Genomic DNA, 11,548 nt, shown 5'->3' on the forward strand with positions numbered 1-11,548 from the left:
AAGAAATCGTAAGAAATTGTAAGAAACGAGAAATGAGAGTTAAGGGCTGAGAATGGGGCATACCGTTATGGCCGCGAGGGAAGAACGCCGGAGGTTCGGAATCGTGGACTTTCGGCAGGAGGTGAACAGATTTGGCAACGTTTCGCATGGCGAGGATCAATAAGCAGCTTCAACGGGAAATATCGCTGCTTCTGGAACAGCGAATCAAGAACGACGGAGCGAAAAACGCCATCATCACAGGAGTGGACTGCGCTCGAGATCTGGAGACCGCGCGGGTGTATTTTACGACGCTGGACCCCGCGATTCGCCCGGAAGTGCTGGTTGAACTGCAGAACGTGAAAGGCGCACTGCGTACGATGCTGGGACACGGATTGAAACTGCGGCATGTGCCGGCCCTGGAGTTCCTGGTCGATCAGTCTCAGGAATACGGGCGGCATATTGATGATGTTCTGCGTCGGCTGGGGCTGGATTCTCACGGAAAAGAGGCCGAAGGAGACGACGACGCCGGGGACGAAGATGAAGACGGGGACGAGGAAACGGAGGAAGGGGGGCAATCATGAAAACCCTGAATCCGGAAGTCCTTTCGCAGGTCGCCCGCACGCTTTCCGAAGCCGCTTCATGGTACATTTTTTCCCATATGAAACTGGACGGAGACGCTCTGGGCTCCGGCTCGGCGCTGTTTGAGGCGGGGCTGCTGCAGGGGAAGAACGTCCGCTGGACGGGGCCCGACCCGGTGCCTCCCTCCTACGACTACCTTCCTAATGTGGAGAACTACCGTATTCAGGAAAGCTACGTCTTTGACAGTCGGGAGATCCTTCACATCTTTTTGGACTCGGCTGACGAGGACAGGGGCGTAAAGGGACTGCGGGACGCCCGGCTTCCCCACGCGTTCATTCTGAATATCGATCACCACGAGGACAACAGCCTTTTCGGCACGATGAACTGCGTGGAGCCGGGAGTGTCCTCTGTGGCCGAGCTCCTGTGGCACATCATGCAGGCGGGAGGGTGGAACATCACGCCCCGGGTGGCCGAGGGCCTTTATACGGGTATCATCAGCGACACGGGGGGTTTCATGTACAGCAACACCTCCCCCGAAACCCATCGGGTGGCGGCGGACCTCCTGTGCCGGGAGGTGGATCCGGCGAAAATCGACGCCGCCCTTCGCCAGAATCGATCTCTGGAGGGGATGCACCTGTGGGGGCTGGCCCTGAGCCGGATATGCCGCTTTGGGGTCCAGTCTCAGATCGCCATGACCTGGCTGTCCCGAAAAGATTTTGAAACCACGGGCGCCATAGTGGCGGATACGGAATCTCTCGTCAATCAGCTGCTGCTGATCCAGGGCGTTCGTTTCGCCGCCATGGTCACCGAGGGCGAAAAGGATGCGCGGGTCAGTTTTCGTTCCAGAGCCGGGGCGGTTACCGCCGCCTCTGTCGCCCGTTCCCTGGGGGGCGGAGGACACCCCAGAGCCGCGGGAACCACGCTGCCCCTTCCTTTGGAAGACGCCATTCAAATCGTTCGGACCACCGTGGAGAATGCCTATGCCGAATGGTTTGCTGCTGATTGACAAACCTGTGGGGCTCCGCAGCGCGGAGTGCGTGGCGAGGGTAAAAAAACATTTTGCCGGCGCCCGGGTGGGCCACGCGGGAACTCTGGACTCCACGGCTTCCGGCCTTCTCATCGTCCTGCTGGGGCTGGCCACGCGTCTGTCGGATTATGTGATGAAGCTCTCCAAGGTTTACGAGGCCGAAGTTTGTCTCGGAGTGTCCACGGATACCTGCGACAGTTCGGGGCAGGTGGTGTTTCGCGGGGACGCGGCGAAGGTGGATGAAGCGGCCTTTGACAGTGTCCTTCGTTCTTTTTGGGGAGAGCGCATGCAGCTTCCGCCCGGCATATCGGCTCTGAAGGTGGGGGGAAAACCCTCCCATCGCATCGTCCGTTCCGGAGGGGCGGAGCGGCCGAAGGCGCGGCCCGTTTACGTGACTTCCGTGAAACGGTGTTCACCCCTTCGGGAGGGTCGGGTGCGGATTTCCGTGACCTGCGGAAAGGGAACCTACATCCGCAGCATCGTTCGGGACATCGGAGAGATCCTTCAGTGCGGGGCCTGCGTGACGGAGCTGCGCCGGCTTTCCACCGGACCTTTTCATGTGAGGGATGCCCTGCTGCCGGATGCGACTGAGGAAATGGAACTTCGCTTGCGCTCCCCCGCGGAGGTGGGCGCTCATTTTCACCGCGTTTCCCTTTCGCCGGACGCCGAACGGAGGCTGATGGACGGACTCTGCGTTCCTCTGGGAGAGGCGGGGCGTTATGTTCCCGGTTCCGTGTCTCTTTCAGGAGGGGTGTACGTGGAGGGAAAGAGGATGATCGGGTTTGCCGACATCGAGACGGGGGCGAAGGGCGAGCTCTGCCTGAGGCCGAAAACCAACATTATCGCCGGTCCGGAGGAACTTCGATGATTGTCGTTTTGGGATCCTTCGACGGATTTCACAGAGGACACGCGCTTCTTTTCAAACACGCCGGAGAACTGGCGTCTTCCCGAAACAGGGATTGGGGTGTCATCACCTTCGATCCCCATCCGGGGCTTTTCAGACATGAACTGTCCGCGACGCTTTTCACCCTGAGGGAGCGGGAGCTGATTCGCCGCTTTTTGGGGGTTCCTCATATCGTCAACCTGAAGTTCGACGATGAGCTGGTGCATTTCTCCCCCCGACAGTTTTGGAATTTTCTGAATGACGTGGTGGAGGTGGACGGCATCGTGGTTGGGGAGGACTACCGCTTCGGCTACCGGCGTACCGGAGACGTTCCTCTGCTGGAGGAGTACTGCCGGGAAAAGGGGATTCCCTTTCTTCCCGTGGCGGCCCTGACTTCCCGTGGCGTTCGCATATCCAGCTCTCTGATCCGGTCTCAGATCGACGCCGGAGACTGCGAGTCGGCGGCGCGGTATCTGGGCTATCCCTGGTTTCTCTGGGGAGATGTCGTCCACGGGTTCGGGCGGGGGAGAGAACTGGGTTTCCCCACGGCCAATCTGAACGTTCCCGGTGCGAAACTGCTGCCGGCGGAAGGAGTTTACGCCGTGGCCGTTCCGGTGGGCGGACAGTGGAAGGCCGGAGCTCTCTCCATCGGCAAAAATCCGACCTTCGACGACCTGGACGACGTGCGGGTGGAGGTCTTCATCCTCAGCTACGAGGGCAGCCTTTACGAGGCGAGTCTGCCCGTTTTTTTTCTCTCACGGCTTCGAAGACAGGAGCGGTTCAGCGATCCGGGCGCTCTTTCTCTGCAAATTCAGGCGGACGTGGACCGCAGCCGGACGATCTTCGACAGGTCCCTGGCGGCGAAACCGGACTGTTACGGAGGATTTTTGATGGGCTATACCGAAATTCTGAAAAAACTGGGCTATAAATAAAGCAGAGATCCCGTTTCCTTTATTAAATTTTAGATTATTTTTTGATTTTTCCCTGCCGGGCTATATAGTGGAGGCATCATTTTGTTTTTTATGGATACGCATTGTCATATCAATACCGACCCTCTTTGTTCCCAGGCTTCGGAGGTTCTTCGGCGGGCCGGAGAGGCCGGCGTGAAGCGCATTCTCGTGGTGGGGAGCACGCCCTCGGACAGTGCCGAGGCGGTGAGGCTGGCTCGTCTTTACGCCGCGGAAGGGGTGTTTGCCGCGGTGGGCATTCATCCTCACGACTCGAAACTGGTGGAGGACGAACTTCCGGAGGAACTGCTGAAACTGGCGGAGGACCCTCGTGTGGCGGCCATCGGCGAGACGGGGCTGGATTACCACTACGACCATTCTCCCCGGGATGTTCAGCGAAGGGTGTTTCGCCTGCATGCCGAATGGGCCCGGCGGACGAACAAACCTCTCGTCATTCACGTGAGAGAGGCCATGGAGGACGCTCTGGCCCTGCTGAAATCGCTCCCCTTCGATGCCGCACGGGAACTGCGGCTGCTTTTCCACTGTTACGCGGGAGGGCTGGAGTATATGAACGAGGTGAAGGCGCTGGACGCGTACATCTCTCTGGCGGGGCCCGTGACCTGGGCCAAAAATGACGCCCTGCGGGAAACCGCCGCTCAAGCGCCGGAGGATCGTTTGCTCTGCGAGACGGACGCTCCGTGGCTGACGCCCAGACCTTACCGGGGGAAGACCAACGAGCCGGCTTTCGTTCGCTTTGTCTATGAAACTGTCGCGGAGGTTCGGGGGATTTCCGTGGAAGATCTGTGCCGGATCACGGACGCCAACGCGGAGCGCCTTTTTGGCTGGGGGTCTCTTTATGCCTGAGGATTATTTTATGGCTGAGGGGCTCTTTCCGCCTGAGAAGGACGCTGCCTTTGGCTTTCGGGTTCTGGCGACCTGTCCGGAAACGGGAGCCAGGGCGGGGGAGCTGATAACGCCCCACGGGATTGTGGAGACTCCGGTTTTCATGCCGGTGGGGACTCAGGCCACGGTCAAGGCCATGACGGTTCGCGAGCTGGAGGAAATCGAAACGCGCATCCTTCTGGGCAACACCTATCACCTCCACATGCGCCCCGGGGCGGACCTGATCGCCGAGGCGGGGGGACTGCATCGCTTTATGGGCTGGGATCGTCCCATTCTGACGGACAGCGGCGGTTTTCAGGTTTTTTCTCTGGCGGTGCTCAACAAAATTACCGATGAAGGAGTCCAGTGCCGTTCCCATGTGGACGGTTCTCTGCACAGGATGTCGCCGGAGTGGGCGATGTCGGTTCAGCAAAAACTGGGCAGCGACGTGGCCATGTGTTTCGACCAGTGCACCGCCTGGCCCGTCAGCCGGGAGGAGGCCGCGAAGGCACTGGAGCGCACCACTCTGTGGGCCGGGCGATGCCGGAAGGCCCATGACAGACCCTCTCAGGCCCTCTTCGGCGTCGTTCAGGGCTCGACCTTCGATGACCTGCGGCTCCGGTCGGCGAGGGAACTGATGGAGCTCGACTTTGACGGTTACGCCATCGGAGGCTTGTCGGTGGGAGAGCCCCACGGAGACATGTATCGAATTTTGGACCTCCTGAACCCCGTTCTGCCGCGTCAGAAACCCCGTTACCTGATGGGAGTGGGGTATCCTCCCAATATCGTGGAGGGAATCGCCAGGGGAATCGACATGTTCGACTGCGTTTTGCCCACCCGCAACGGCCGGAACGGAACGCTCTTCACCTCCTTCGGGCGGGTCAACATCAAGGCGCGGAAGTACGAGAGGGATTTTTCTCCTCTCGACCCCGAGTGCGACTGCTACCTCTGCCGCAATTTCACCCGGGCCTATCTCCGGCATCTCCACCGCTGCGGGGAAATTCTCTCCGCCCGGCTCTGCACCTGGCATAACCTGCGCTTCACGATCCGCCTGGCCCGGAAGGCCCGGGAGGCGATTCTCGCGGGAGAATTCCCCCGTTTTCGGGAGCGTTTTCTGGAGACCTTCAGAGATGGCAATGAGCGTGAGGGCAATGAGCGCGAGAATGAAAAATGAAAGTAAAAAATGAAAAATACAAGTAAAAAAGGATGAAAAGGAAATGAAAACGGAACGCCTTGCCGTGAACCGCTGGAACCCCGAAGCGCCCGTCATCCGTCGGGGAGCCGGTATGCTGCGGGAGGGGCGTCTGGTGGCCTTTCCCACGGAAACGGTCTACGGGCTGGGAGCGAACGGTTTGGACCCCGAAGCGGTGAAAAAAATTTTTCTCGCCAAGGGGCGCCCTTCGGACAATCCTCTGATTCTTCACCTGCGAGATCCGGAGGAGGCGCGGACTCTGGCCCGGGTGGACGACCGCGCCCGGTCCATGATGCGGGCCTTCTGGCCGGGGCCTCTGACTCTGGTGCTTCCTTCGCTGCCGGTGGTTCCGCGGGAGGTGACGGCGGGCCTGGACACGGTGGCGCTGCGTATGCCCGACCATCCGGTGGCGCTGGCTCTCATTGAGGCGGCGGGGTTTCCTCTGGCGGCTCCCAGCGCCAATCGAAGCGGGCGCCCCAGCCCCACGGACGCGGATGCGGTGATGGCCGATCTCGCGGGATGCGTGGATCTCGTTCTGGACGCGGGAGCCGTGGATGTGGGAGTGGAGTCCACGGTTTTGGACCTGACGGAAGAAAAGGCTGTTCTTTTGCGGCCGGGCGGGCTGTCCCTGGAGGAAATCGCGGACTTTCTCGGAGAAAAACCCGGAGGGGCGGACAGCCATTCGGCCCGACGATCGCCGGGAATGCGTTACAGACATTACGCGCCCTTCGTCCCCCTGCGCATCTGGGAGGGAGGGGAACTGCCGGAGGGACTTCATTCCTCCGCGGGTTTTATCGGGATGAACGTTCCGGATTTTCCTTTCGCGAAGGTGATCGTTTTCGACTCCGTGGAAAATTTCGCGCGGGGGGTTTTCGCGTCTTTCCGCCGTCTGGAGGCGGAGAAAGTTTCCCTCATCGTCGTCCAGTGGCCGGAGGCCCGGGGCGTCGGTCTGGCTCTGAGGGACCGCCTGCGCCGCGCCGCGTCGGCCTCCTGAGGGAGCGGAAAAGAGCGGCGGAAAAATCCCGCGTTTGCCAAACGTCGAATCTGTGAGTATTATGATGGAAGATGATTAGGAGCCAGGGGTTTCTAAATAATATATAATTCTGGATGATTCACTCTTCTTGCAGTGATGGGGGTATGCGTATGCGTTGGATAGTGCTGGCGTTATCACTGGGTACGGCGATCGTATCGATAATCATCGGGGTAATCGGAGTGCTGTGGATGCTGTATACCCCCGATGCGGCGTCTCAGGCGGCGGGAATTGCAGGCAATGATTTTTCGTGGCTGACGGCCATTGTGCTGTTCATTTCTGTCGTCCTGTCTCTGCCCGGGGGGATCATGGGCTTTCACAGACGCCGCGCGGGAGGTTTTTTCCTGATTCTCGCGGCGGGAGCGTGTTTTCTGGCCCGAGGAGCCCGGATATTCGGAGCTTTTTACCTGGCGGCCGGACTGCTCGCTTTTCTGCTGAAAAACCCTTCTTACAACTACAGAGACTATGAGGACGATGAGAGTGAAGACGACGACAGAGACGACGATTATGAAGACGAGGACCCCGAAGACAGAGGCGTCGAAGGCGATGAGGATTTCCTGGAGCGGAACGCCGGAAGAGGGCGGAGTTCTTCCCCGGGAAGTAATGGAATGAGAAGGAGAGAACGCGTTTTCGCGTCCAGAATGTTCAAAGAAGATAAAACGGAACGTATGATCGACGAAGAAGATGAAATTTATACCGCCATTCCGGTGAGAAGACGGGCCTCCAAGGTCTGCCCGGCATGTGGAGCCAGCGTGGGAGTGGGGCATCGATTCTGCTTCGTGTGCGGAAAGGCTCTGCACACCAGGGCGGAGGATGCCGACGCCGAAACGGCCCGAAGAGAGGATTTCTCCCCGGAAGAAACGGATGGCCCGACCTCCGAGGAGCATGAGGGGACGAATTTCCGGGAAGTTCCGATTCGTTCGTTTTCCTCCTCTCAGAAAGCCGAATCCTGGCGGGCGGAAAGCGAGCCCGGGGAAGCGGAGGAAAGATACGGCGAGGAAGAATCTCATGGAGAAGGAGAGACGACCCCGGAGAATTTAGAGACGCCTTTCACGGAGGACTCGGAAATTTCCTCGCCTCACAGAGTTTTCGTAAAGCCGACGAAAGAAGAGGGGGCCATTCCCAGGCGTCCTCTGCACATTGCGCCGGACAACTCTTATAAGGAGTTTTCCCACTACACCCGCCGGCGTAAGCGCAAAAACCGCTCTCTGTTCCGCCGGATCCTGGGGCCTGTGGTTTTGCTGCTGGCCGTGGGAGGAGCGGCCTGGTTTCTGATGGGCGGTTTTCAGAGGGGTCCCAGCCCTCTGCCTCCCACCCTTCCCCCGACGCCTTCCACCCCGGCGGATCAGCAGAAGCCGGCCGTTCCCGACGAGCCGATCGTTCCCGTGAAGCGAGATCCTCTGACCGAGCTGCAGATTCTTGCTCCGAGCCGGGGCGTGGTCACGGGGAGCAACGTCAACGTTCGTGCGGACCATTCCACGGGTGGATCGGTGGTGGCGCGTCTGAGCGCGGACGTGCGTCTCGACCTTCTGAACCGGTGGGAGGGAACCACGGGCACCCTGACCGGTCCCTGGTATCAGGTACGAACCGGAGGAAAAGAAGGCTGGATCTATGGACAGTACTTCCAGCCCCTGGACGCGCGACCGGCTTCCCTGCCCGAAGGTTATACGGACGTGCTGCTCAAAACCTTCGGAGCGAATAAAGAAGACGCCGTGAAGCATCTGGGCCGGCCCTCACGGGAGACCGCCTCGGCTTTCACATGGTCGGGGCTGACCATGAACTTCCGGGGAGAAAGCGACATTGCCCGCCTGCAGGTCACCTCGGCCCAGCACGTTTTACAGAACGGTCTGGCCATCGGCATCACCGACGAGGCCCTTTACAAAAATATGGGTTATCCGTCGGAGTGGAAGGGCGGACAGCTCCGTTATCTCGAAAGCGAAGGGCGGGGCGTGGGGATTCGCATGAGAAGCGGCAGGGTTCAAAGTATCACGGTGGGCAATATTTAGAGCCCATATTTTCCGTTCCGGCGGATTTGCGGATTGCAGGTTGAAGGTTGATGATTAAAGATTGGAGGGGAGCTTCGGCTCCTCTTTTTTTGTGTCTCCGCCTTATAGTGAAATGCGTGATCACGTACTGAAAATAGCGTTCAAAAATTTATGACTTTTGATTAAGATCTATACCTGACCTCTGATTTTTTATTGAATCCTGAAAGGAGTTTGTCTTTGAGTTTTCTTTCAAAATTTCTGTCTCTGTGTTCTCACATGCTTTGGCCGGTTTCCTGCCCCGTCTGCGGAGCGGCGGCCAGTCTGCTCTGTCCCGACTGTCTGGAATATCTGCTGGAAAAGCCACAAATTCCCCGGTGCCTTCACTGTGGAGGTCCTATGCCCTGTCGGGTTCACGGAGAGGGAGCGGCCGTCTATGCGGGGGCCATTTATGAAGGCGTCATGCGGGATGTGATTCTTCGGCTCAAGTACGGGGGCCTCAAAGCCTGCGGCGTCCTCCTGGGCAGAGGGCTGGGCGAGTGTTTCGAGAATCCCGGCCTGGATGCCCTCGTTCCGGTTCCTCTGCATCTGGACAGTCCCCGCCGTTATAACCAGACGGAAGAAATCGCGCTGGGACTGGGAGACGTCTGGGGTGTTCCCGTGTGGAGAGCGGCCCGCTGGAGAAGTCGATCAAAAACTCAGGAGAGCAAGGGAGCGGCCGCAAGACGCGCTCTGTCCAGCGACGCCTTCGAGATCGACGAGAGCGTGAAAGGCCTTCGACTGGCCCTGGTGGACGACGTCTGCACCACGGGCTCGACCCTGGCCCGCATGGCGGAGGCCTGCCGTCTGAAGGGGGCCAGGGTGGTGGGGGCGTTTGTTCCGGCTCAAACCGCCACGGCTAAAGAATAGCGAATAGTCGTCCGATATTGAGTGTGGACGAGGTGTATTGAGTCTATATCAGGAATGAAGCAAAAGCGCGCAGCAGGAACAGAAAAGGAGAGTGTTACCCTTGATAGAAAAAATTGCGGGCCAGTACAGTATCGACGCTTTGACTCAGGCCAAAGCGAAAAAAGGATACGGAGCGGGAGAGGTCAAAAACGGGTCGGATGCGGCGGATTTCAGCCTGTTTGCCGTGGAACTGGCGCGTATCTCGGGAGAGCTGAAAAATATTCCCGAAGTACGTCAGGATCTGGTCGATGATCTGAAACAGAAAATCGAAGCGGGCGAGTATAAGCCGCCTCTGGAGAAAATCGCTCACAATCTCTTTTTGGCCGGAATTCTGGACGAAGGGAAGTAACGATTTTTGTTGTCCGCGAAGGCGCTTGTGGACGTTCTTTTGGACGAAGCCGACGTCATTGACGAGTTGGTCGACGCCATCGTGGAACAAAGAGAAACCGTCAGGGAAAAAGACCATGCCCTGCTCCAGGATCAGATGAAATATGTTCAGGAAATTTTTTTCGATGTTCAGGCCCTGGAAGCGCGACGGGAACGCCTCGTTCAGGCTCTGGCCGGAGAGCTCAGGTGCCCGGGACGGCTTGCGAACCTGGTGAAGGCGCTCCCTGAAGCGGAAGGAACAGAGCTTCGGAGCGCCGGAGATCGTTTTGGACATTCCATTTTTGCCCTGAAGGCAGAAATGACGATCCTGAGCGGACTGATAGAACATAATGAGCGATTCAGCGCTCTGCTGCTTTCGGAGTGGCGCCGTCTCAGCGGCGACGGCTTTATGCAGTCGGAAGGGCTGGATTTCAGGGGGTAACAGGCTGTGATGACGAACAAAAAATCGAAAGACGGAACGGGCGTCCACCACGTCACCGCGGGACGTCCGATGATGATAGAGAGGGGCGGGCGTCCATGCTGAACACCTTTGCGGGGCTGGAAATGGGGCAGCGCGCCCTCAATGCCTTCAGGCTGGGGATACAGACGGCGGGGCACAACATATCCAACGTCAACACCGAGGGGTATTCCCGTCAGCGGGTGAACCTCGCGACGACGTTTCCCTACGACTATCCTACCGCCGGTCAGGTCGGGACGGGCGTAAAGGCCACCGACATCATTCGCATTCGGGACGAGTTTCTGGATTATCAATACCGGCTTGAGTCTCAGACCGCGGGATACTGGGAGAAGATCAACGAGTTTTACAACACCCTTCAGGTCTACTTCGCGGAGCCGGGAGGAGAGGGAGTGAGCAGCGCCCTCAACTCTTTCTGGTCGTCGCTGAACGACCTTCAGGTGAACCCTGAAAGCATCGCGATACGCGAGACGGTCGTTCAGAACGCGAAGACCCTGGGGAACATGCTGGATAATCTCATCAATAATATGGATAATTACGCGTCTTCCGTCAATAAGGAGATTCGCTCCGCCGTGGACGAGGCGAACACCATATTGTACGAAATCGCGTCTCTGAATAAACAAATCGCCTTCGTTCAGGCAAGCGAGCAGAACCCCAACGATTTGCTGGACAAGCGCGATCTTCTGCTGGACAAACTGTCGAAGATGATCGATATCGACATTCAGGAGCCCTTCCAGAACGGGGACCTGACGGGCGAGTTTTTCGTCACGCTGAACGGTCGTACCCTCGTGCAGGGCGACAAGGTCCGCGAGCTGGTGGCCCATGCCTTCGAGTGGGGCGGAAAAGTCTATTACGACGTGCAGGTTCTGAACAACGAGTTCGACATCGTGGAGGATCCCCGGGTGGCTCTGGCTCTGGCCACGGGACCCGAAGGCGTGCATCAGCTGGTGGTGGACCGCATCTCCAACGGCGGGACCTGGAGCGTGGGGGGAAGCGACGCCCGATGCCTCAACCCCAACGGTTCTCTTAAAAACATATTGACTTCGCAGACTTTTGCGAACGGGATCGTCGCGCCCTCCGGAGATACAGGCACGTATAACTTTGACATCACATCGGGAGACTACACGGCGTCCTTTACGGTAACGGGAAGCGGAACCGACTGGACGGTGACGGCGACGATAACCGGACCGGGCGGGACGGTGGTGGGCACTTACACGGGCTCTCCCATTGACAACAATGGAAGCGGTGAGCTCGTTCT

The 11,548-nt window shown here is 58.7% G+C and carries 12 protein-coding genes; all 12 read left to right on the top strand.

All coding sequences use genetic code 11. The features are described from left to right. Nucleotides 1–131 precede the first annotated feature (131 nt). Nucleotides 132–560, top strand: a complete 429-nt coding sequence (rbfA, locus tag LBR61_13705; protein ID MDR1733136.1) for a 30S ribosome-binding factor RbfA — start codon at nucleotides 132–134, stop codon at nucleotides 558–560. Continuing rightward, nucleotides 557–1,564: a bifunctional oligoribonuclease/PAP phosphatase NrnA gene (locus tag LBR61_13710; protein MDR1733137.1), complete on the top strand. Its 1,008-nt coding sequence runs from the start codon at nucleotides 557–559 to the stop codon at nucleotides 1,562–1,564. The genes rbfA and LBR61_13710 overlap by 4 nt, the downstream gene beginning before the upstream one ends. Then, the gene (gene truB, locus LBR61_13715) at nucleotides 1,539–2,453 is read left to right on the top strand and encodes a tRNA pseudouridine(55) synthase TruB (protein ID MDR1733138.1); all 915 of its coding nucleotides are present in this window, start codon (nucleotides 1,539–1,541) and stop codon (nucleotides 2,451–2,453) included. Before LBR61_13710 ends, truB begins: the two co-directional genes overlap by 26 nt. Next, nucleotides 2,450–3,400 (top strand): riboflavin biosynthesis protein RibF, encoded by a 951-nt coding sequence (gene ribF / locus LBR61_13720; protein ID MDR1733139.1) that lies wholly within the window; start codon nucleotides 2,450–2,452, stop codon nucleotides 3,398–3,400. Before truB ends, ribF begins: the two co-directional genes overlap by 4 nt. 90 nt (nucleotides 3,401–3,490) lie before the next feature. Next, nucleotides 3,491–4,279: a TatD family hydrolase gene (locus LBR61_13725; GenBank protein ID MDR1733140.1), complete on the top strand. Its 789-nt coding sequence runs from the start codon at nucleotides 3,491–3,493 to the stop codon at nucleotides 4,277–4,279. Continuing rightward, a complete protein-coding gene (tgt, locus tag LBR61_13730; GenBank protein ID MDR1733141.1) occupies nucleotides 4,272–5,471 on the top strand; it encodes a tRNA guanosine(34) transglycosylase Tgt in 1,200 nt (399 codons plus the stop codon). The genes LBR61_13725 and tgt overlap by 8 nt, the downstream gene beginning before the upstream one ends. Nucleotides 5,472–5,514: 43 nt before the next feature. Beyond that, the gene (locus LBR61_13735) at nucleotides 5,515–6,483 is read left to right on the top strand and encodes a threonylcarbamoyl-AMP synthase (GenBank protein MDR1733142.1); all 969 of its coding nucleotides are present in this window, start codon (nucleotides 5,515–5,517) and stop codon (nucleotides 6,481–6,483) included. Between the two features lie 149 nt (nucleotides 6,484–6,632). Continuing rightward, complete coding sequence (locus LBR61_13740) at nucleotides 6,633–8,525, top strand: SH3 domain-containing protein (protein ID MDR1733143.1); 1,893 nt, start codon at nucleotides 6,633–6,635, stop codon at nucleotides 8,523–8,525. Nucleotides 8,526–8,741: 216 nt separating this feature from the next. Then, entirely contained in the window at nucleotides 8,742–9,410 is a 669-nt protein-coding gene (locus LBR61_13745; GenBank protein MDR1733144.1) for a ComF family protein, read from the top strand. Between the two features lie 100 nt (nucleotides 9,411–9,510). After that, on the top strand, nucleotides 9,511–9,798 hold the full coding sequence (locus LBR61_13750; GenBank protein MDR1733145.1) for a flagellar biosynthesis anti-sigma factor FlgM: 288 nt from the start codon (nucleotides 9,511–9,513) through the stop codon (nucleotides 9,796–9,798). Between the two features lie 6 nt (nucleotides 9,799–9,804). Then, nucleotides 9,805–10,257: a flagellar protein FlgN gene (locus LBR61_13755; protein ID MDR1733146.1), complete on the top strand. Its 453-nt coding sequence runs from the start codon at nucleotides 9,805–9,807 to the stop codon at nucleotides 10,255–10,257. Nucleotides 10,258–10,352: 95 nt separating this feature from the next. Continuing rightward, a partial coding sequence (gene flgK / locus LBR61_13760) for a flagellar hook-associated protein FlgK (GenBank protein ID MDR1733147.1) occupies nucleotides 10,353–11,548 on the top strand: 1,196 nt, incomplete at its 3' end.

The organism is Synergistaceae bacterium (genome assembly GCA_031272035.1).
Lineage (GTDB): Bacteria > Synergistota > Synergistia > Synergistales > Aminobacteriaceae > JAISSA01.